This is a genomic window from Massilia sp. PWRC2 (assembly GCF_049896725.1).
Lineage (GTDB): Bacteria > Pseudomonadota > Gammaproteobacteria > Burkholderiales > Burkholderiaceae_D > JAFCUW01.
In genome coordinates this window covers 191776-213333 of the sequence record NZ_JAFCUW010000010.1, presented here as the reverse complement: position 1 = coordinate 213333, position 21558 = coordinate 191776, and the positions used below count along the sequence as shown (strand labels likewise).

At 59.6% G+C, this 21558-nt stretch carries 21 protein-coding genes and 1 tRNA gene; 3 read left to right on the top strand and 19 right to left on the bottom strand.

Annotated features, from left to right (window positions below; all coding sequences use genetic code 11):
- From ACP7BZ_RS19195 to ACP7BZ_RS19130, 14 genes are all read right to left on the bottom strand, one after another.
- Positions 1–811 (bottom strand): NBR1-Ig-like domain-containing protein (locus ACP7BZ_RS19195; RefSeq protein ID WP_426116093.1); only part of this gene is annotated, 811 nt, incomplete at its 3' end.
- Positions 808–4779 carry an RHS repeat domain-containing protein gene (locus ACP7BZ_RS19190; RefSeq protein WP_426116091.1) on the bottom strand — a complete coding sequence of 1324 codons (3972 nt, stop codon included), beginning with the start codon at positions 4777–4779 and terminating at the stop codon, positions 808–810. The genes ACP7BZ_RS19190 and ACP7BZ_RS19195, both read right to left, overlap by 4 nt.
- A 562-nt stretch (positions 4780–5341) precedes the next feature.
- Positions 5342–6955 carry a P-type conjugative transfer protein TrbL gene (trbL, locus tag ACP7BZ_RS19185; RefSeq protein WP_426116089.1) on the bottom strand — a complete coding sequence of 538 codons (1614 nt, stop codon included), beginning with the start codon at positions 6953–6955 and terminating at the stop codon, positions 5342–5344.
- A gap of 11 nt (positions 6956–6966) precedes the next feature.
- A complete protein-coding gene (gene trbK / locus ACP7BZ_RS19180) occupies positions 6967–7170 on the bottom strand; it encodes an entry exclusion lipoprotein TrbK (RefSeq protein WP_426116087.1) in 204 nt (67 codons plus the stop codon).
- A gap of 13 nt (positions 7171–7183) precedes the next feature.
- The gene (gene trbJ / locus ACP7BZ_RS19175; RefSeq protein WP_426116085.1) at positions 7184–7960 is read right to left on the bottom strand and encodes a P-type conjugative transfer protein TrbJ; all 777 of its coding nucleotides are present in this window, start codon (positions 7958–7960) and stop codon (positions 7184–7186) included.
- A gap of 14 nt (positions 7961–7974) precedes the next feature.
- On the bottom strand, positions 7975–9414 hold the full coding sequence (locus ACP7BZ_RS19170) for a TrbI/VirB10 family protein (protein WP_426116083.1): 1440 nt from the start codon (positions 9412–9414) through the stop codon (positions 7975–7977).
- Between the two features lie 5 nt (positions 9415–9419).
- Positions 9420–9902 (bottom strand): conjugal transfer protein TrbH, encoded by a 483-nt coding sequence (locus tag ACP7BZ_RS19165; protein ID WP_426116082.1) that lies wholly within the window; start codon positions 9900–9902, stop codon positions 9420–9422.
- Between the two features lies 1 nt (position 9903).
- Entirely contained in the window at positions 9904–10830 is a 927-nt protein-coding gene (trbG, locus tag ACP7BZ_RS19160) for a P-type conjugative transfer protein TrbG (RefSeq protein ID WP_426116080.1), read from the bottom strand.
- Between the two features lie 10 nt (positions 10831–10840).
- On the bottom strand, positions 10841–11608 hold the full coding sequence (locus ACP7BZ_RS19155) for a VirB8/TrbF family protein (protein WP_426116078.1): 768 nt from the start codon (positions 11606–11608) through the stop codon (positions 10841–10843).
- Positions 11605–14142: a VirB4 family type IV secretion/conjugal transfer ATPase gene (locus tag ACP7BZ_RS19150; protein ID WP_426116076.1), complete on the bottom strand. Its 2538-nt coding sequence runs from the start codon at positions 14140–14142 to the stop codon at positions 11605–11607. The genes ACP7BZ_RS19155 and ACP7BZ_RS19150 overlap by 4 nt, the downstream gene beginning before the upstream one ends.
- The gene (locus ACP7BZ_RS19145) at positions 14139–14450 is read right to left on the bottom strand and encodes a conjugal transfer protein TrbD (RefSeq protein ID WP_426116075.1); all 312 of its coding nucleotides are present in this window, start codon (positions 14448–14450) and stop codon (positions 14139–14141) included. The genes ACP7BZ_RS19150 and ACP7BZ_RS19145 overlap by 4 nt, the downstream gene beginning before the upstream one ends.
- A 2-nt stretch (positions 14451–14452) precedes the next feature.
- Positions 14453–14881 carry a conjugal transfer system pilin TrbC gene (trbC, locus tag ACP7BZ_RS19140; protein ID WP_426116073.1) on the bottom strand — a complete coding sequence of 143 codons (429 nt, stop codon included), beginning with the start codon at positions 14879–14881 and terminating at the stop codon, positions 14453–14455.
- Positions 14882–14891: 10 nt separating this feature from the next.
- Positions 14892–15854, bottom strand: coding sequence for a P-type conjugative transfer ATPase TrbB (gene trbB, locus ACP7BZ_RS19135; RefSeq protein ID WP_426116071.1), 963 nt, complete (start codon positions 15852–15854; stop codon positions 14892–14894).
- Positions 15855–16070: 216 nt separating this feature from the next.
- Entirely contained in the window at positions 16071–16436 is a 366-nt protein-coding gene (locus tag ACP7BZ_RS19130; RefSeq protein WP_426116111.1) for a transcriptional regulator, read from the bottom strand.
- Positions 16437–16815: 379 nt separating this feature from the next.
- Here ACP7BZ_RS19130 and ACP7BZ_RS19125 point away from each other — a divergent pair, with 379 nt between their 5' ends.
- Positions 16816–17637 (top strand): DNA-binding protein, encoded by an 822-nt coding sequence (locus ACP7BZ_RS19125; protein WP_426116069.1) that lies wholly within the window; start codon positions 16816–16818, stop codon positions 17635–17637.
- A gap of 112 nt (positions 17638–17749) precedes the next feature.
- Here ACP7BZ_RS19125 and ACP7BZ_RS19120 read toward each other — a convergent pair whose 3' ends face one another.
- Both ACP7BZ_RS19120 and kleE read right to left on the bottom strand, forming a co-directional pair.
- Positions 17750–18673 (bottom strand): ParB/RepB/Spo0J family partition protein, encoded by a 924-nt coding sequence (locus tag ACP7BZ_RS19120; protein WP_426116067.1) that lies wholly within the window; start codon positions 18671–18673, stop codon positions 17750–17752.
- Positions 18670–19005 carry a KleE stable inheritance protein gene (gene kleE / locus ACP7BZ_RS19115; RefSeq protein ID WP_426116065.1) on the bottom strand — a complete coding sequence of 112 codons (336 nt, stop codon included), beginning with the start codon at positions 19003–19005 and terminating at the stop codon, positions 18670–18672. The genes ACP7BZ_RS19120 and kleE overlap by 4 nt, the downstream gene beginning before the upstream one ends.
- Positions 19006–19381: 376 nt before the next feature.
- Between kleE and ACP7BZ_RS19110 the strand changes: the two genes are divergently transcribed.
- Together ACP7BZ_RS19110 and ACP7BZ_RS19105 are read left to right on the top strand one after the other, a co-directional pair.
- Complete coding sequence (locus tag ACP7BZ_RS19110) at positions 19382–19756, top strand: hypothetical protein (RefSeq protein WP_426116063.1); 375 nt, start codon at positions 19382–19384, stop codon at positions 19754–19756.
- 82 nt (positions 19757–19838) lie between these two features.
- The gene (locus ACP7BZ_RS19105; RefSeq protein WP_426116061.1) at positions 19839–20081 is read left to right on the top strand and encodes a helix-turn-helix transcriptional regulator; all 243 of its coding nucleotides are present in this window, start codon (positions 19839–19841) and stop codon (positions 20079–20081) included.
- Here ACP7BZ_RS19105 and ACP7BZ_RS19100 read toward each other — a convergent pair.
- From ACP7BZ_RS19100 to dnaQ, 3 genes are all read right to left on the bottom strand, one after another.
- Positions 20023–20370 carry a hypothetical protein gene (locus ACP7BZ_RS19100; RefSeq protein ID WP_426116113.1) on the bottom strand — a complete coding sequence of 116 codons (348 nt, stop codon included), beginning with the start codon at positions 20368–20370 and terminating at the stop codon, positions 20023–20025. The two genes, ACP7BZ_RS19105 and ACP7BZ_RS19100, sit on opposite strands and share 59 nt — an antisense overlap.
- Before the next feature lie 297 nt (positions 20371–20667).
- Positions 20668–20742, bottom strand: a tRNA-Val gene (locus ACP7BZ_RS19095).
- Between the two features lie 64 nt (positions 20743–20806).
- Complete coding sequence (dnaQ, locus tag ACP7BZ_RS19090) at positions 20807–21517, bottom strand: DNA polymerase III subunit epsilon (protein WP_426116059.1); 711 nt, start codon at positions 21515–21517, stop codon at positions 20807–20809.
- Positions 21518–21558: the final 41 nt, after the last annotated feature.

Below are 21558 nucleotides of genomic sequence, written 5' to 3'. Positions count from 1 at the left end.
CCACACCGTCCTGCACCATCAGGAAGTTGAACGGGTAAGTTCCCGCATTGGCCGGCGCCGTTACATTAAAAGAGAAGGACACTTGCTGTCCTGGAGCGATAGAGCCGGGCAATGGGACCCGCCCGCCGTTCCAATACTGAACACCTCCCACCTGGGGGGCGCCAAGGCTGTATAGCGCGGCCGAGGTCCACGTTGTGTTGCCAGTATTCTGCATAACGATGGTTGCCGGATAGCTTAGACCTGCCGTCATCTGACCGGTCACGGACATGCCGACTATCGATGCACCATTTACTCGCGCGGGCGCCACCACGTTCACCACCACGTTCGTGCTCAGCACCCCAAACCACTCGACGCCATCCTGCACCATTCCCCACTGAAAATTGTAGCTGCCTGGGGAGGACGGCGCGGTGACATTGAATGTGAACGTTGCACTCTGTCCCGGATTAATAAACCCGGCAAGACCAACCCGGCCGCCGCCCCACGTGACGTTGTCCGTGGGGTTGCGCGAACCGAGGGCGTAACTGAGCGCTGGCGACCAGGTTTTGGTCCCGCTGTTAAACATCGACAGCGTTACCGTATAAGTGGCGCCAGCGGTCATGGTGGTCGGTACTGACTGTGTGCCAAAACTGGCATCGTTGTACATCGTCTCGCCACCCGGCGGCGGCGGCGGCGGCGCCCGCAACTGTTCAGGTGCCGTATCGATGACGGCCCGGGTTGCCTGTGCGTGGGCGTTGATGGTCGATAGAAGGGATAACAACAGCAGCAGGATGACCAGCACCCAGCGCGACAGTGCGTTCATGCGGGCGATCATTTCTTCACCTCGGCGATCTGGTGCTGGTGCAGATAGATGTACTGGGTCGACTGGGCCGGGTTCGGTCCTCCCGTTCGTCTTGTATAAAGCAGTTGTCCTGCCGGGCTGTACACGGTCACGGTGACAGTGCCGTCGATGGCCGTGGTTTTTACGCGTCGGCCAAAACCGTCATACACGTAGGTATCGAGGTTGGTGGCGGTGGCGAGGCGATTGCCCAGATCAAAACCAAAACTCTGGCCGCCACGCGAAGTGACGTTGCCGCGGTTGTCGTAGCCATAACTAAAACTGAAGCCGCCTGCGGTGCTCTGCAGGGTGTCGAGCAAGTTGCGGGCGCCGTAGTTATAAGTGCTGACACGGCTGCCGATGGTACTCGTTCTCAGATTGTCGAGGACATCATAACCGTAGCTGGCATTGCCCCACATGCCAGGCGCATTGGCCGTATAGAGCCGATCGAGGCCGTCATAGCTCATGCTACGGCTGGTGCCGGCGCCGATCTGGTCCGTGATGCCAGTAACGTTGCCGTTCTGGTCGTAGGCGTACGCATCCTGGATGACGCCCGTATCCTGGGCCAGCGCCGGCAGGCCGCGCAGGTTTTGCGTCATGGTGCGCACCTTGCCGTTGCCATAGCTGAAACCAGCAATCGCGCCGCTCGGGTGATATTGCAGATTGCTGGCATAGCTGCCTACGTGCGTGGGCCGGCCCAGCGCGTCGGGATCGTAGGTGACGCTCTGGTTGCCGATGCTGTTTGTGGCGGATGGATACGTCAGCTGCGCGGGATGGCCGTTGGCGTTGTAGATCGTCTCGAGCGTGTAGCTCTCGCCCTCAAAGGCGAGCGACGCACTGGTTGGCTGGCGGCGGCCGTTGTAGTTCATGGTCCAGACTGCCCCGGCTGAGGTCACCGACTTTGGCTGCCCATCTGCCCAGTAATCGCGCGCAATGGCGGCGCTGCCATCACCGTAGCTGGTGGTCGTCAGCCGGTTCATGGCGTCGTAGCCGAACGAAACCTTCGCAGCGGAAGGAACGCTAGTTAAATCGCAGGCCGCACTGGTCAATGCCGTGCCTAGTGCACGCCAGCTGACGTTGTTGGCCGCATCGAGCTGCTGCAAGGTTGCGCCCGTTTCCGGCTCGATGGTCTTGCACAGGCGAGCGTAACTGTCGTAGATGTAGCTGCGAGTTGCAGCAGCATAGACGCCTGCGGGTGAGCTGCCATTGCGCGTGATTGCCAATGGCTTGCCGAACACATCGCGGTTAATAGCGACCAGTAACCCTTCGGGCGCCGTCATGCCGGTGAGGGCGTCGTCCGATGGGGTGTCAAACGCCTGGTAACTGGTGGTGCTGACGTTGCCGCGCGGGTCGCGCACGGTTTTGCTAAAACCGTTGTTGTAATAACTGTAGGTCGACAAGGGGCCAAGCTCGCTGTCTGCCCGCACCTCGGTGGGACGGCCGAGGGCGTCGTAGCTGGTGGTGACGCCCTGCACCAGCTGGGCGTCGTACTCGCGCCGAGGATAGGATGCGAAGGTGGTCCTGCCGGCATGGTCGAAGGTGGTTTTGACGAGCGATTGTGTGCCGCTGACGTTGGTTTCGTAGCTCCAGGCATAAGCTGGCCGCCACAGGGCATCCATATAGATTCGCGTCCAGCCGTTGCCAGTGTTGACATCCTGGCGCCAGTGTCCGGCGACCAGATCGAACTCGTCTACGTCCCTGCGCGTAAAACTGATCGTCGTGGGATTCCACACGGGATCGCAGGCGGTAGGCGGAACACATGGCGCCCTTGGATAGGTAATGCCGCTCAGCCGGCCCATCGCATCGTAACCATAGGCGGTTTGCAAATTCATCGGATCAGTGACGCTGGCGATGGTGCCATCGTCATTGATTTCTGCGCTTTCGGCGCTGTTATCGGGATAGCTCACACTGCGCGGCAGACCGCGCTTGTAGTTGGCAAAAGCCGTCACGTGGCCGAGCGCGTCACTTCGGGTCAGCAAGGTGCCATCGGCGTTGTAGGTCATCGACTGCTGCAACAGGCCGAATTTGCTCACCGACTCGAGCAGAGCGCTGTTGGCGTTGTAGCTGTTCGATACCATCACCTTGCCGGTAGAAGCCTCCGTTACCGTCCTGACCTGGCCAAGTACCCATTTGGCCACATTGTTGTCGTAGGCCGTGTTCTCCGTGCGGCTGCCAAGAGCGCTGGCCCGCACCACCGATGTTGGCTTGGCGTAGTCGTCGAAGCTGCTGGCCTGCCAGGTAAAATCGACGCCTTGCTGGTTGATCTGGCGCAGGTTTACTTCGCTGCTGCGGGCCGACATGTCGCCGTCGCCACGGCGCTGGTCGCTCACGCCCCGTGGCGTGATGGGGTCGGTATACTGCTGGCTGCTCGTGCGCAGCACATTGCCGGCGCCGTCGAGTATTTCAGTTTTTTGCAGCTGCCCTTCGGTCTCGCGAAACAGGGTGCCGAAGGTATAACGCGAGACGGCGCCCGCGGGATCGGTCACCGTGACCTGCTTGCTCGCATTGCAGCCATTGCACGGCGCCCAGCTCGACGCCTGCGGGGAATACGACGTCGTCCAGTTAAGCTCGGCAATGCCGGGACCGGTCAATTTTTTCTGCGTCAGGGCATACGTACTAAACACCTTCGGGTAATAAGGTGTGTAAGTAGAGTAGGTAGCATCGAGATCGCATTGGAGAGCGACACCGGATCGACCGTGGTTGGTCGGCGCAAGCGTAAATTCGCCGCGCGCGCCGGACGGGTGAATCAAATGGCCGTTCAGCGTGTAAGGATTTGGATCGCCCGGCGCGTCGCAGTCGCCCTCCCCGAGATAATTAACATTACGCAGTAATCCATATAGAGAATCGAGTTCGCGCCAGGCGCTGCCGTCGGGTAAGGTCACCGTGGCCAGATTGGCGCTTTCGAAACTACTGTCGTAGCCATACTGCCAGGTGTGGGTGCCATCTGATACCGAGGTCACCAGATTCGCCATGGCAGTCCCGGTGGCGCCATAAGTCAAGCTGATCGTCCGCGGATTGCCTGAGGCATCACTGCCGACGATGGAATTTAATCGACGCTTGTAGGTGCTGTCGTAGTTGTAGGTGACGGTATTGCCGAAGCGGTCGGTGACCTGGGTGGGCATGATCCACACTTCGACGCGCGTGAGTGCGTTGCCGGCGATTGCGTCAGGTGATTCGCCCTTGATGCTTGCCCGCACCGGCGCGGCTGGGGTGGCGTCTGCAGGGGCTGCTTCGGTATCGCTCACACTGGCCGCGGCGGAAGTGCCCGCCATCCGTGATGCGGCGGGAGCTGCATTCGATTTCGTCAACAGTGGCAGGGTACGATTGATCAGCCAGTCGAAACGGTATTCGGTGCCATCAGGCGAGACAGCAATAAAGGCTTCGCCAAGTTCGCCATTACCCGGCGCCATCGAGGGCAGGCAGCGAATGGCCCAGTTATTGCGCGTCACCAGCGGGTAACTGCCGACATTGCCACCTGGGGCCTTGCTGTTGTCAGGACTGCGGCGCAACACCTCCTGGTCGCCGGCGCCCGGCACATAGATAAAGCTGCCATGCCAGAATTCGGTTCCCCGCCACGATGAATTCGATCCCAGCGATCCCGCCATGCTTGGCGGCGGACCGAACGCACTGCAACGTGCACGGGAATCAGCGCCGTTACTGGTCTGCCAACCGGCCTGCAGCGCAAATACGCCGTGCATATGGGGAATTTCGATATCCCATTTACCAAACAGCGCAGCAGCGTTGCCTTCCTGCCCCACCAGCAGGCGCCGCCCCACCGACACTGGCAAGGCGCTGTTGCCAGGCAGACTGACGTCGGTCTGCACGAATTCCAGCGCTCCCGTGTACAGATTGACCTTGTCACCGAGTAGGTCGGCACCAAGGCGCGCTACGTCGCGCGGCGCGCGGATCAACTTGCCCTGCTCTTGGTAGGTTGAGGTGTCCGCAAAAGAGGACGTGGTGCTCACGGCGAGCAGAGAGACGAGCGCACAGCGCGTGGTCACAGCCAGGACGTGCGAGGTGAAAAGTGCCTTCAATTTCATGTTGGCTTTCAAGGTCAATGTGGCGAAATGACAAAGAACAGACAACAAGTGTGGCACGATAAAGTATTAATAAAAATCACACATTGTCACAAATTAAATATTTTAATTTCCTTGTTGTATTCAGGAAAACCGTATTGACAATCAAATAAATACAACTGGACAGGTTGTCCGGTTGCAGTTGTTGGATCAGGATCGAGAAGGAGCTTCATCTCAATTTTTGGGCGAGTCTAGCGTGGCGTAATCGTCACCGCCGGCGGCAAGGCCGGCATCGATTCGCGCGTGTAGCATACCCACGTGTCGTCCAAGGTTCATCGCTTGCGCTCCTTGGCCGACCGCTACTTCGCTGCAACATATCTGCTCGGCATTTGTGAATCCAATGTCCTATCTCTGGCATCGAGCAGCATGGCGTTGCCGCACGGCCCGTCCGTTACAATATTGCCGCCTGATTTTTTGAAAAGTAGGAAGTGCAATAGCACCCAGATGTTGTTCACTTATCCCGGTCGCGAAAGGCAGCGACTTCAGCTTGCGCATCCGCTGCCTTGGTGCCTGAAGACAAGCCGTCCTTACTGAACAGTGGCGAACCGGGCCCTTCCAACCCGGCGGTCTTGCGTGCATTGATAGCCGCAGCGATTTTGCCGCCGGTCGTCGCTCCAATGCGCTCCATAGCAGAATCTTTTACATCCATCGCTTTCGATTTCGTAACCTCCCAGGAGCCCTGGACAAGATTGATTGCAGTTCTCGCGCCGACTCTGCCGACTTTCGCGGCCATGGCACCGGCTGCGGCCATGGCGCGCCCGGACTTCACCTCGCCCGGCGCCCCGCCTTCACCAATAGAAGAGGCGCTCCCGGCGGTCCCGCTGCCCTTCGTACCGAAGTCTGCCGTGTCTTTCGGCCCGCCGAATCCCGCTGAGCTGCCAAAACCTGATGATTCAGACCCTGTGGACGATGGCGACATCGCGCTTGCGACCGAATCGCCCATCGCGTCGGCAAAAGAGCCCCCCCCGCTAGCATTGCCACTGCCACCACTGCCTGCGCTTCCGACCGCGTCCATGACTGCAGCAGAAGCAGCGCCTCCTGCGCTTTCGGCTGCGCTGGCTTTTGAAAAAGCCGCCATGAGTGCTTGCGCACCACCGGCCATACCAGCAGCACCGGCGACGACGGCGGCGCCAGCGGTACCAATCGCTGCTGCGCCGACAGCGGCCGCAGCCAACGCAGCGCCGGCACCAAAGCCGCTGCCAAGCGCGCCGACATTGCCGCCGGCAAGGCCGCCTATCAGTCCAGGGATGGTTTTGACAAGTGCCAGCATGATCGCTGCAACAACGAGCATCACACCCAGCTCTTTAAGACTGATCCCCGCACTCATGGCCGTGTAGTACTGATCAACGAACGATTTCCCAATGCCGACTAACAGAACCATGGTGAACAGTTGCGCTGCAATGTTGAGCACTGTCTTGAAGTAACCAATGGCCAAATCGGAAGTCCAGCGGCCGCCTCCGAATCCGAGGAAGAAAATGCCGGCGTACGCGAGAATCCACGAACTGATTAGCAGCAGTAACATATTCACGCCCACCAGCGCAAAGACAACCAAAATGATCGCGCCAATGATGATCCCGCAGCCACTGTCAACGGGTGACCAGACCGACGACTGGTCGAGGACCTTGAAGAAAATATCGAAGCCGATGTCGACGATGCCGGATGGCGCCAGCGCATTGGGAAGGCCGGTCGCCTCCGCGCTGATTTGGCGAAGCGAATTGATGATGGAAACGGCGAAACCCGGCCCGTTCACAAGAAGCCACCAAAAAAAACCGGTGAAGATCGTGAACCGCACGAATTCGGCGTAGAACTCAGCGATGTCTCCCCTCCTTAACGCCATCATCCCGAATGTCCACACCATACTGATGAGCGCCAATGTCCAGAACAACCAGCTTGCTCTGGTGGTGATGATTGCGGCCCATGCACTAGACGCAGTCGAGTAGCGGCTGAGTACGTTGTCGAGAATGCCTGCGTTGTCTATTGCCGCAGACGCTTCTAGCGTAAAGCACGCCAGCCAAAACAAAAGCAACATCGACCGGCAGCTTCTAAAAATGACTGGCATTTTCATTTTTCAGGCCCTCACCATTGCTTTTTTTCGCTAGGCTTGAACACCGGACCGCTGCGGGGACACTTTTTCAGCAGTTCGGCTCTACGCGCAGGGTCAGACGTCCTTGCCAAATCGGCGCAAACCGGACTGGCAACGGCAGCCTTGTCTTTGCATGCAGCCAGCAGCGCGCTTGTCGCAAGTACAAATATCCCAACTACGCGATTGATCGTTTTCATGGATTGCTCTCCCTCACCAGGTCGTTGACGCACTTTTACGATAGGTCCCTGTCCGCAGCTGTGTTGCGGCGGCAGCTTCTTTGGCTTCCCGATCAGCGAGCGCCTGGTTACGGCTGGCGATCGCATTTTGCTGTGCAATGAGAAGCGCCCTAATTTGCAGCAACTGGTTCGACTGGTGGCTCGCGAGTTGATTCGCGTAACCGATAGCTTCAAGCTGGCCCGACGACCCTTTTGCGGCCAATTGGAGGCGTTGCAGTTGCGCGGCGTCAGCCTGCATCCCGTCCTGCTGGCGATCAAGGCTCTTGAAGAGCGCGTCATTCGCTTTCTTCTGTGATTCGGAGCCCCAGCGTTCCGAATCTTTCATTGCCGCCCACTCCGCAGGCGTGCAGCCATTTACCGAGTAACACGGCGAGCCACGGTAGGCTGCCGTGTCCTTGAACTTGCCTAAATAGGCGTCAATGCTGCCCAGACGCGTCTTGTAGTAATTGAGCGTATCGATGGAGCTGCGCAGCTGGCTCATTGTGCTTGTCGCAGAATCCCAAATCTGCATGGCCGGCGCGGTCGTGTTCAGCAACATATTTTCGTACTGTTGCAACTGGGTCTGGTACTGCTGGATTTGCTTCATCGTGTGCGCCACATTCTCGATGGCGGTGACGATATTCTGGCTAAGGTTGCTGCCGTCGATAACCGGCAATGCAGCATGCGCCGGCGCGTGTAAAACGGGGATGGACGACAACGCCAGCATCGTGACAACGCCCGCCGCTAAAACTTTTCGAGTAAACAGTTTCATGATTTCTCCCGGGGTTAATAGTCGAAGGCAGCGTACGGCTTGGTAAATGTCATGTCCTTGACGACGATGACGTTGAAGCGGTAGCCAGGCCGGATTTCCAGCGTCGGCGCGATGTTCAGGTTTTTGGCGATCAGCTGCGCCGTTACCTGACCCAGCTGCTGGCCCAGTGCCTCGCTCAGCGCGCTGCTGGCGGTCGGTCTGGCGTAGGGGTTGCCTGCTTCCGGCTGGCTCAGCGCAATGCCGGCTGTCACTCCGGACATCAGGAAAGCCGACGAAAACAGGCGGACATAGTGGTTATTCACCTGGTCCTTGAAACCGGCATACCCGGCGCTGTCCGCACCGGGCATGGCGCCGATGTCCATCGCCTTACCGTCCGGGAAGATGATGCGTTGCCAGGCGATCAGGATGCGCGACTGGCCGTATGCCACTTCGTTTGCATAACTGCCGATCAGGCGCGCGCCCTGCGGGATCAGCTTGTACTGGCCCAGCGGGGTGTCGTAGACGTCCTGGCTCACCTGGGCCATGATCTGGCCCGGCAGCTCTGAATTGATGCCAGAGATGAGAATGGCAGGAACAACGAAGCCGGCGCGCAGTTCGTAGCGACTGCGCGGCGCTTCCAGCTGCGATTCAAGCCGCCAGCGGTCGCCCTGCCCGCTCCCGCCAAACTGCGCGATGTCGTTGCGGCCTGCAGCAAGCTGCATCAACTTGGGTGAGGCGCCGCCCTGCGCACGGCCGGGTGATGCGCCAGCCACACCGGCGGCCTGGATCTGCTGCAGCCGGGCTTTATAAGCGGCCGTCGGATCGTCACGGGTGCTGGACTCGATCTGCTGGCGGACGGCTGCCAGGCGCGCCAATACCTCGTCACGTGTTGCTGGCGCGCCGGGCGCTGCAGACGCTGCAACTGGCCCTGCCGATGAACTGGAAACGGTGCTGCGCGGCACGGTTATCGGCAAAGTTGTCTTCGCTTTGACAGCTTCTTCGAACTGCTGCAGCTTGATGATGCGGATGCGGTCGGCCTCCTCGTCGCGCATGCTGCGCCCCTGCTGCGCGAGCGCTTGTTGCTCGGAACCTGGCGGCACCAGCAATGGCGGCTGCCCATCAAGGCTGCTCGGCTGGCCGATGGGGACAGACTCCGGCGGCGTCAAGTCAGGTACCGCCGGCGGCGCCGGATTTTTCGCCTGCACCATGCCATCCTTGCGGTCGCCGGCGATTTCCTTCGCGTACATGCTGGTGTTACCGCCCTGCCCCGCTTCAACGCGCTGTCCTGGCTGGCTTTGACTGGCAGCCCGGTCGGCGGCAACCAGCACCATGATGAGCAGAAAGACGGCCAGTCCACCGACCACGATGTAGACCGGCAGGTTATTCACCCGACGTACGCCGGAGTGGCGCGACTGCTGGCCAGGCGAGGCATCGGGCGACATTTCATCGGTAATAGCATTGCTTATGTTGCTCATCTTGCTCACTCCTTCCTTATCCAGTAGCCGGCGGGTGCGACACCCCCTTCTTTCGCCTGATAGAGCCGCGACAGCGACTGGCTGTTAACAAGGACGGTGACGCGGACCAGGTCGGCATCCATCGGCTGGTCCACCACGTAGGCCAGTGCAATATCCGCTGATTGTTCGGGCGCCACGGCGGTAACGCCAGGAGAATTGGTGGGGCGCGGCGCCGGCTTGAATTCGGCCATCGCATAGCCCTTCGCCCGTAGCGTGGCGATCAGGGAGGTGCCAAACGTATCCGGTGTCGCCTGCAGCAGGGTGAAACGGGTACGCGCGGGCGGATAGAGCGCGACCAGCTTCCTCGCAACGTCGTCGGCCATCGCCTTGTCGCTGTCCGCATCTGCAGTCGTGACGAAGTTGCCGTAGCTACCATTCGCAGGCACTGGCACTGCCGCGCAGCCGGCCAGGCCCAATGCGACCAGCAGGAGAGTACTAAGCTTGTTCATGTCATTTCCCCCTCGTGATCGTCACGCGGTCCTGGCCACGGCCGACGCCAGCGATCAGGATCGCCTTGTCGAACACGGTATCGACAATGTAGCGGTCGTGTTGGACGCGGTAGTTGACCATCACGGTCTCGTCGTCAGAAAACAGAGAGCCGTCCTTGCGCACGACCAGCAGCGTCGGCGCTTCCGTTTGCGCCATCGCCGCCGGCATCTGGATGATGGTCTTGACACCGTCGTTGTAGACGCGAACGGGCTTCCATGGCGCAGTACCGGCCAGTTCGTACTTGAAGTTCAGGTCCCCCAGGTATTCCCTGGTCTGCGGGATGGTCTGCTCCCGCTTGTCCTTCACTTCACGGCTCTTGACCGCTTCCAGCCTGGTGGCGGCGTCTTCGGGATAGATAAAACTCACCTGCTGCATGAACTCGCTCCGGTGCGAGCGCAGGTTCATGCGGTAGGTGCGGTGGTTGGTGGTGACGACCAGCGTGGTGAGCAAACCCACATCGAGCGGCTTGATGATCAGGTGCAGCACTTCAGTCGCACCAACTCCGCTCACCGCCGGCTCGACCGTGAAGCGGGGATCGCCGACGTTCAGGTTGTTCAGCTGCTCCCCAGGCTGCAACTCGACATCGCACACCTGCAGCACCGCGCAGACGATGTTGGCCTGCTGTTCGCCGTAAATGAAGCGCACAGCACCGCCAGGGCCGGCAACTGGCTTCATCCCCGTCGCCGTGCCTGCCTGCCAGTTTTGCGAAATGGCGATGGCCGCTTTTTCCTGTGGCGTGAACTTTGGATTCTGCTTCGAAAAATAGGCATCGGCGGAGTTGTCGCCCTGCGAACGGTCCTTCGTCTTCGCGGCGACATCCTTGCCGCCGTCTGCCAGGACCAGCGCCGGTGCCGCTCCAATCAGCATTACTAACAACAGTTTTTTCATGTCGTGCCCCTTAAAGTTGTTTCGACCAGGAGAAGTCGCGCACGTGGATGCCGAGCGGGTTGTTGCGCATGTCCTCGTCGGTGGTATCAGGCGTTGTCGGCGTCGCATACACGGTCACCAGGGCGCGCCAGCGCTGCGCTTCGCCCTTCTTCGCTCCCTGGCGATCGCGCACCGTTTCAAGCCAGTCGACCTGCCAGGTGTCGGGCGTTTGCGGCAGGACGGAGGTAATCTCGATGCTCGCCGTCTCCTTCGCCGCCCGCTTGAACGGGCTGCTCTCTTGCGTCCCATTGAGCCATTCATTGGTCTTGGCCGTGGCCGGGTCGTTGGCGGCCAACATGGCGTACACCCTGAACACCGCCTTGCGCTGCAGCGCGATATCGGGCGTCACCAGCCGCATGCTGCCGATCCAGTCAGCCACCGCCGCGTGAACCACGCGCTGGTCTACTGGCGCAGCGCGGTCAGCGGGAGCGACGGCCTGGCGCTGGCCGAAGCGATCCACTTCCACCACGTAGGGAATGAATTTCGACTGGCTGCCGATGTACACAACGCCGCCCACCCCAGCCAGCGCGACCAATAGCGCCAGGACGCCAAGCAGCTGGAACATCTGCCGGCTTGCCACGTTCGCCGCACTCTGGTCGTTCCAGGTACGGCGCGCAGCGAGGAATGGATTGGCGTTCTCGCCCTGGCGTCGTCCGTCCTCCATGGCTGCGCCCCCGCGCCTCTCGTCACTTGCGGACTGCCTGAACAACAGCTGCTTGATTGGTTCATTGAGATTCATGCTGTCACCCCATAGTCATTGAGATTGAGTCCCTTCGATGCCAGCCATTGATGCACCCAGCCCTCACCGTGGCGCGCTTCGAGCTGCTCGATGGCGGCAATCGATTCCTTGTCCGTCGAACCGGCAAACGCCAGGGCAAGGGGACCAAGGGCGGCGTCATACAGCCTGCATCCGCCCTCGGAGACAACGTAGTACTGGCGCTTTGGAATGGCAGTGGCAATGATCTCGATCTGCTTGTTATTCAAGTTCATCTGGCGGTAGAGCGCTGCAGCTTCGTCGCCCCTGGCGTCGCGGTTGGGCAGGTAGATCTTGGTGGCCGTCGACTCGATGAGGACATCGAGGATGCCGCTGCGCGATGCGTCCGTGAGACTCTGCGTCGACAGCAGCAACAAGCAATTGGCCTTGGCGAATGCCTTGAGCCATTCGCGAATCTTGTCGCGGAACACCGGGTGGCCAAGCATCAGCCAGGCCTCGTCGATCAAGATCATGGTCGGCTGCCCGCGCAAATTGCGCTCGATACGGCGGAACAGGTACAGCAGCACCGGCAGCGCGAATTTTTCACCAAGGTTCATCAGCTCGGCGATCTCGAAGGTGGTGAAGTTAGACAGGCTCAGACCATCTTCCTCGGCGTCGAGCAGGTGGCCCATCAGGCCATCGACCGTGTACTGCTTGAGGGCGGCGCGAATGTCCTTGTCCTGGATCGTCAGCGCCAGCTCGGTCAGCGTCCGTGCGCCGCTCTCGTGCATGTTAATGATGGCGTGGCCAATTTCGTTGCGCTGGTCTGGCGTGGTAGCCACGCCGTTCAGGGCCAGGATGGTGTCAATCCACTCCATCGCCCAGGCACGATCGCCTTTTGATTCAAGAAACTGCAGCGGACAAAAGGCGAGCCGGCTGTCGTCGGCGGCCACCGTAAAATGGCTGCCCTGGACACCCTTGGTGGTGGGGTACATCGACATGCCCTTGTCGAACACGTAGATCGACATGCCTGCGTAGCGACGCGCCTGCATGGCAATCAGGGCCAGCATGGTCGACTTGCCCATTCGGGTGGGCCCCAGCATCAGGGTATGGCCGAGATCGAAAAAATGCAGGTTCAGACGGAACGGCGTGGCGCCCTGGGTAACGCAACTCATCAGCGGAGGCGATTGCGCCGGGTACAAGGGGCATGGCGCGTAATTCAGGCCGGTCCAAATGGTGCTGGTCGGCAACAGGTCCGCCAGGTTCATGGTGTGTATCAGCGGCCTGCGTACATTTTCGACGCCATGGCCCGGCAGGCTGCCGAGGAACGCATCGAGCGTATTGATGGTCTCGATGCGGGCGGTGAAGCCAATCCGGTGAATCGCCTTTTTGAGCATGCCAGCGGCGCCTTCCAGCTTGTCGCGGTCTTCGTCCATCAGGATGACAACGCTCGTGTAGTAACCCTGGGAGACCATGCCGCTGTTGGTCTCGGCGATCGCCGACTGCGCATCGGCGACCATCGACATCGCGTCCTCGTCGATAGCGCCCGTGTTGGTGTTAAAGACCTGGTCGAAAAAACCGCGGATCTTCTGCTTCCATTTTTTGCGGAATTTGTCGAGGTGCGCCACCGCTTCGTGCGGATCCATGAAGATGAAGCGAGACGACCAGCGGTATTCACACGGCTGCTCGCCGAGGGCCGTCAAAATTCCAGGGGTGGATTCGAGGGGGAAGCCCTCGATAGCGACGACCTGCACGAACTTGCGGCCGATCCTCGGTACCACGCCGGTCCACAGCTCCTGTCCGCCGATCAGCGCGTCAAGGTACATGGGATTACTCGGCAGCTGCACCGGGTGGTTCAGGCCAGTGACGCAGAACTGCAGCCAGCGCAGGAAATCGTCGTTGGTGACGGAGCGGCCATCCTCCTGGATCGCCTTGTGACTACGCAGGCGCGTGAGCTTGACGGCGCTTGAAAGCCGGGACTCCATGCTGGCGCACTCGCGCTTGAAATAGTCGATCAGCCCCGTTGTGCGCGATTTGCGGTCCTGTGGCGCCGCTTCATCGCTGAACATCAGTTCGACAAACTTGCGCTGGGCCAGCAGCGGCGGGAAGTAGGTCACGGTCAGTACGAAGTAGCCTTCGTACATGGTGCCCAGCTTTTCGAACAGCCGGCGGCGCTCTTCGTCCACAGCCGCCGTCAGCAGATCGGGGAAGCTTGATGCGCCGGGTGCCGGATAGCTTGGCGCCGGCCGGCGCACGGCATCCACGTGGATCATCCAGCCACTGCCCATGCCAGAGAGGGCCTGGTTCAGGCGGAACGAGACCAATTCCCTCTGCTCGTCGGTGCTGCTGGCATTGTCCTCGCCCTGATAGAGCCAGGCGGCCATGAACGATCCGTTTTTACCCACGATGACGCCGTCGTCGACCATCGCCGCGTAATTGAGAAGGTCGGCAAAGCCAGCCTGCCTGGAACGGTGCTTCTTGAGTTTTAACTGGCTGTTGGCGGCGCGGATGCGCGCATACAGTAAAAGCAGCATTGCAGCGCCAAGGACTGCGATGGCCACGGTTATGGTGGTAATCATTTATATTGCTTCCCCTGATTTCTTGTATTGCCACGAAAGGGCGTGCTGCGCGCCGGGTAGTACGGCTTGTATTTCCTGTGCCGCATGTACACGTGGCGCAGCCTCGGATCGGACTTCGCCATGAGCCGGCACAGGAACAAGGCGCCGAACCACAGCAGAAGGCCGACGACGGTCGCCCTCAGCTCTTGCGCGCTGAAGATCAGCGCAAACGCCATCAGGCCGGCAAACATCACCAGTTCACGATCCCCGCCCATGAACAGGTTTTGTCGGTTTCCGGCCCGACGAATCGGGATCGTGCGCAGTGCCATGACTACCCTGCCCGGCCAACCGTGGCCATGGCCACCAGGCGCAGCTGCGTTACTGCGGCGTCGCCCAGGCTGGCGATTTCTGCGCCGCGGCCAAAGAAGGTGCTCATCATGTTTTGCGCGCCCACCAGCATGGCCATCACCAGCACCAGGAAAATCAGGGAGCGAAAAAAGCCATTGAGGTCGCCGCCGAAAATGAGCACGCCGCCGGCGATCACGATGCCCATGATCGACAGGGCAAAAGCGACCGGCCCGGTGACGGAGTTACGCAAGTTGGTGAGCCAGGATTCGTAGGGGAGCGAGCCGCCCGTGCCCTCGGCGGCGAAGGCGTGGTGTGGCGCGAACAGCATGAAGGCGAACAGGATTGCCGCGCAGGCGAAAAACACGCGGGAACGGTTGACTGCATCTTGATGGGCATACAGTGGTGTGTGCATAAGAAAGCTCCTAGATGGAATGGGTGAGATAACGGCCATCCTCGTACCCGGAAATTTCGACAACTTCCTGGACGCGGCGGCCATCGGGGACGCGGGCGATATGGACAACCAGTTGAACCGCCTCGCCGATGAGCGGTTCAATGTCAGAGGGCGCCGCTTCGTTACGGCTGATGAGCGACTTCAGGCGAGTCAGGGCTGTATACGGGGTGTTGGCGTGCAGTGTGGCCGCGCCCCCTTCATGGCCGGTGTTCCAGGCGTCGAGCAGATCGAGCGCTTCGGCGCCGCGCACTTCGCCGACCAGGATGCGGTCGGGCCGCATGCGCAAGATGACCTTGAGCAGCGCCGTCATCGGCACTTCAAGCGTCGTGTGGTATTGGACATAGTTCTCGGCGGCGCACTGGATCTCGCCGGTATCCTCGATGATGCAGACCCGCTCGATGGGATTGCACAGCACCATTTCGTTGATGATGGCGTTGACCAGCGTCGTCTTGCCGGAGCCGGTGCCGCCGCTGACGAGGATGTTGCGGTGGTTCGCCACCGCAACCTTGATGGCGTCGTAGTGGCTGCGGGACATGATCTTCGCTTCCACGTACTGTTCAAGGGTGAAGATGGCGATCGCCTTTTTGCGGATCGCAAAGGTCGGCGCGGCGACGATGGGCGACAACTGGCCGGCAAAGCGCGAGCCGTCGAGCGGTAATTCGCCCTCGACGATGGGCACGAGCGCCGTGACCGTTTTACCGAGGCAGCTGGCGACCGTGCGGATGATGGCTTCGCCCTGCGCCGGCCGCAGCGAGCCGATGCACTTCATCGGCTCTCCAAGGCGTTCGAGCCAAAGGCGGCCATCGGCGTTGAGCAATAGCTCGACGGTACGGGGATCATGCAGAGCCGCCACCAGGAGCGGCCCCATGTCGCGCTCGATTTTTTTCTTCGCCCGGATGACGCTGTCGGTTGCGTCTGTCTCGTAATCCACCATCGTTACCTCCGCGTTAACGGAGTTAATTTACGGGCTACGGATATACCGAAATTACGAATAAATCAAACTTTGCAGAAAAATTACGCCTTATGCATCAGGATTTGAGCGTGATCAATCGGGGAGAACGCTTGCAGCGTGGGTGGATACAACAGGCGTGATCTGGAAAGCGTCGTTGCCTGCCGTGAGCCAGGCGAGCCCGCAATACGCTGGGAATGCCTATCGCTTCTTGCCGAGCTTCTTGCGATTTTCCTGATCCCACTGCTTGACATTAAACGCCTGGAATGGGGTCAGCACAGCCGTTACCCGAACGTAGCCATCCGGCAAACTCTTGAGTGCAGTTCCGCCTGCAAGCATGTCCAGCGTTTCCTGATCGAGGTCGGTCATTTCCAGCAGTGCCGGCAATGCTGTGTTCAGGGCCCTGGCGATGGCGTCCATGATCTTGAGCGAGGGGTTTGCCTTGCCATTGGTGAGGTCCGACAGGAACGACACGGATATCCCTGCCTGGTCGGCAAGCTCGCTCTTGGTCATGTGCTGCTCATCGAGCAGGCGCAGGACATTGGTGAAGAATATCTGATTGTGCAAGGCGAGCGAGTTGGTTGACATTTGGATAATTTATTTTAGCCGCTAAGATTTAGCCAAGCCATCTTTTTTTGTCGATATCCTGACGGGACCGGAAATCTGGCCCACAGTGCATGCTCGTTCACTGTGACAGTGCCGCGCGGTCAAACCGCAAATCCGAAATTTCATCGTAGGCGTAAATCCGCCCTTCCCCATGTGGCACCACAACGCCTGCTCGCGACAACATTACTCCATTTCTGACGGCGGCAGCAAGGAAACGGGAGCGTCCAAAACAGCGGTAATAATATTGCTATTCTTCTTATCATTATCCGTTTGATACGTGTCAAAATCAGTAAGGCAAGTGCGCCTATTCTTATTCTTATCACTTGATAAGGAGGCGATGATGGAATCCGGGGCAGAAGTGCAAGCACGTATTTGGCAGGCGGCGGACGCGCTCTACGCTGAAAATGAGCGGGCTTCATTTCCGACGGTCGATGCGGTACGCAAGCGCGCGAAAGTCAACATGAACGATGCGAGCACCGGCATGCGAGCCTGGCGCCGTTCGCAAGCCGGCCCTGGCCAGGTGCCGGCCGTTCAAATGCCGGAAAAAATTCAGCAGTCAACCAGCCTGGCGATGGCGGCACTCTGGTCCGAAGCGCTTGCCCACGCGGGCGAATCGCTACGCCTGGCACAAGCAGGCTGGGACAAGGAGCGCGAAGAGGTAAACACAATGGCGGTACAGATGGCGAACGCCTTTGAGGTCCAGGCAGCCGAACTGGAAGCGGCTCACAGCGAAAAAACACAACTAACGCTGGAGATTTCGCGGCTAAACGAAGCGCTCGCTCGCCTGCAGGCGAAACACGATGAGACCTCGCGCGCCTTGGCGTTGTCGCAGGCGATGGCTGACCAGGCGCTGGTCAAAGCTGCAGCAATCGAAACGCGCGCTGACGACTTGCGCCATGAGCTCGACCGTGCCCACGCAACCGTCACCGATCTGCGCAAAGAAGCCAGTGATGAGCGGCGTTCCCACGAGTCAACGCTGAACGCGTTGCACAACGATTTCGTACGGCAGCTTGAGAAAGCGGAGCTCAATGAAAAATCCGCACACGTTGCTTTGTGCGAAGCACGTGAAGCCAATGGCGTTTTACGCGGCAAGCTCGATGCCGCCTCAGTCGTGCCATCAGAACGTCCGAAAAAACTTCCGGTAAATCATGGTTCGAAATAGCCGGTGCCAGTTGGCGGATATTCGTGAAATGGAGAGAACAAATCGCTGATGCTGACGTACCAGGCAGCAGTGCCCTGCCGTTGCGCTTTACAAGCGGCGATGAGCAAGTACTTCAGTTGTCGAGCAAAGCCACGAGAGTGACTTCAGCGAGCAAGATTTCCCGCTCATCGCCCGCATCATCATAGCGACACCACGCCATCCCCTGCGCTGACGGCAGCCGATGCAGAAGCAGCCGGGCGCTGCGATTTAGATGGCGCACTTGAAGCACCGGCGTCCTGATGCGGGATGGCACTTCCGCGCGATCACGCACCTGCGCCGACGGGGCGGTTTCCGCTTCGTTGACATCCTCGACCTCTTCCACAAAATCTGCGCTGGCATCGAGGCCACCCTGCGCGACGTCAGCCAGGAATTGGCGCAACTGCTTGACCGACCCGCGAGTAATTTCCTGGCTCTCGTCACGCAACCACGCCCCTACTTCGTCTGCGTGTTTTTTATGGGCGATGAGCAGTTCGTTCACTACTGTCACGTCCCTGGCACGGCCCGAATTGAACGCGGTGGCGATGACGTCTGGTAAATCGAGCAGGTTGGCATGCTGGGTCACGAATGCAGGCGACTTGCTAATGGCGTGGGCGATCTCGCCTTTTTTGAGGCCTTTGGCAAGTTCGCGGCCGATAAAATTGGCCACCTCACGCGGGGTCAGCGCGTTGCGCTGCAGGTTTTCGATTACCTGGTCGGCTTCGTTGTAGTCGTTGTCAACAAAGCCGGGGATCGTCAAATTACCTACTAACCGGGCGCTGCGATAACGGCGTGCGCCATGGTTAATGATGTATCGCCCTGGCGAGCGGGGATTGTCGCGAACGGAAATGGGGGTCTTCACGCCACGGAGGCGAATCGACGCTGCCAGCTCGTTCAAACTGGTTGCGGAAAAGCCCGGGTTGTCTGCAGTGCGGGGCTGTTGCGGATCCTCGTCGATCAGACCAATGTCGATGTCGAGGGGACCTGAGTGGCGAGTCGAACTGAAACGCTTTTCGCTCATTTCATATCTTTCGGCTCGCACAGCAAGAAGGCCGCCAGAGCAGCAATCGCAAGAACATGCATCAGCAACACCAGGCCGGGGTGCATCGAGGGCGTATGCCAGTAATACATCGTCCTGACGGATTGAATGAACAGATCGAACACGGCCAACCAGCGCCAAACGGGCCATGTGAGCACCACGAGAACCCACAGGCCAACCCATAGTCCATGACGAACGCGGCGCGGCAACGATGGCCGCCGATATGGCATGCGCGTCGACGTAACGGCCACCGGCGGCGGATTGTCCGACGATTTATCGGAACGGGGCTTTGGGAATTTGATCACTTGCGCCATCAGGAAGCTCCTGTCGCCGGGAATGCAACGCAGACCAAACATTCGCGCTCTCAACTGCCAGCATGACAATCCCGATTTCTGGCGGTTTGATCAAAGACAAACGAGCTGATATTTTTAGCGGCTAAAACGGCGGATTGCGAAGCAATCAAGCATCTGATGCGTGGATTCGCGGGAGGGGACAGACGCCATGCAAAATCATCGATCGGGACGCGCAGTTTCAGCCACCAAAACCCTGCCCGAGTGGTCCAGCGGCCGCGTTTGATCGATTCGATATCAACGATGGGTTTGGCTTGCTGAGCGGGAGGGCCGACCAGATACTGATCACATGGCTTTCGACATACCGAAACCAGTCTCGACAAATCCATGGGAGGAAAAAATGAGCGAGAACATGTTGCACATCTTTGCACCAACGCGGTTCGACAACGTGGGCGCCATCGTCGGCGACCAGATGGCGCTGCTCCACTTGCGTAACGCCATCAGTGACGCCATCGACTCGGGCACCGGCGGCGCCTACCTGGTGCAGTCCGACGGCGAGGGCTATTCGCTGGCAATACTGCTGGCGGCCGACATGTCTCGCGTGTGCCCGACTTCCAGCGCCGACATGCCCACTCGCCGCGCTGCGCGCCAGACCATCGGCATGCGCGCCCTGCCCCGCTTTCTTGAAGCGATCCAGAAGTCACGCTCTCCACTTGCTGCTGCACTCGATATCCCCCGGTTTATTCCGCGTCGGTCCGGCAAGGCGAGCTTCTAGAATCCACGAACGCCAAGTGCTCCATCCTTGGCGTACAACCGAGCCAGAGCAGACCAGTTCAAATAATCAGGACTTCGTCACCATGCAAACCATGCCCCGCTCAGGAGTCGACCGCAGGAGTACCCCTGCAATCAACGACCCCGTCCTCATTCGCCTGCCCACCGTCATCGCCATTTGCGCAATGTCCCGCAGCTGCATTTATGAAGCCATCAAGAGTGGTACGTTTCCCGCGCCGGTAAAATTGAATGGCCGGCCCAGCGCCTGGATCAGGCAGGAAGTCCAGCACTGGGTGAACGACCGTATCCACGCCAGCCGGCGTGCGTGAAGGCAGGCTGGCCAGCGCCTGCGTTAGGGACCGACTTCGTACCACCCAGATATTCGGCCCAGGCGGCCATCAGCTTGCGGCGCTGGTCCAGCAAGTCGCCCCGGCGATACGCCGACTCGACCTTGTCCGGCAATTTATGCGCCAGAGCGTGTTCGCACATTTGTCGCGAAAACGCATTCGATGCGAACTCTGGACACCAGTCTCGGAAGGTCGAGCGGAAGCCGCGCAACGTGACGCTTCCATAGTCCATGCGGCATAGCACTGCAGTGAGCGACATATCGGCGAGCATACCGCCGCTGCGCCCTCGAAACATCAGCGACTTCGCTTGATCCGCACTTTTCATTATCACGGGAGCTGGCCCCGCTAGCGGCACGCGGTGCTCGCGTCCTGCCGTCCTCCGCTCAGCGGGGACGTCCACAAGCAATCAGCGACATCGATTTATGGCCATGTGGCGCCGCGCACCTCGACGGACCAAGAATGTCCGGGCTCGTCCGCTGACGTCCCGCACTGTTTTTCATACTTTTTTCATACTCAAAAAAATGGCCTACACCTCATCAGTGTAAGCCATTGATTTAAAACGTATTCCTGGTGGGAAGTGGCAGTTTCGAACTGCCGACCCCTGCAGTGTGAATGCAGTGCTCTACCCCTGAGCTAACCTCCCGAAGCGAACCGAATTATCGCATACCGCAGGCATAATTGCCAAGCCTTAAGGTGAATCGACCGTTTTAGACAGGAGCGGCCGCGTACGCGTGCCAGACACACGGCCCCTTGACGGCCTTGTCCAACCCGGCCAGCAGTGCTTCATGTTCGGCTGTCTCGCTGGCGCTGGCGGCCAGCACCATGATCGGCGCCAGCGCCACCGCCTCGAGCAGTGCGCCGCCGACCGCGACTTCTTCTTCCATGTACATCGACAGCGAATTTTGTCCGCGCGTCATCGACAGGTAAACATCCGCCAGCAACTCGGCGTCGAGCAAGGCGCCATGCAGCTTGCGGTGCGAATTCGAGACGCCATAGCGGTCGCACAGCGCATCGAGCGAATTGCGTTTGCCGGGGTGTAGCTCTTTGGCTTGCACCAGGGTGTCGATCACGCTCGCGGTGTGTTCGGTGAAGCTGGGCAGACCCAGCAGTTTGAATTCGTTGTTGAGGAAGCCGAGGTCGAACGGCGCATTGTGAATGATCACCTCGGCGCCGCGGATGTACTCGCGCAACTCCTCGGCAATGTCGGCAAATTTCGGCTTGTCGCGCAAAAATTCTGTGGTCAGGCCGTGCACCGCCAGTGCACCCTCTTCCGAATCACGCTCCGGATTGATGTAACGGTGAAAATTGTTACCGGTTAACATGCGGTTGTTCAGTTCGACACACCCCACTTCGATGACGCGGTCACCGGTGCGTGGATTGAGTCCCGTGGTTTCAGTATCGAGTACGATTTGACGCATGGTATGTTTCGATCCGCTTAATTACTCAGTTGCTACATTAG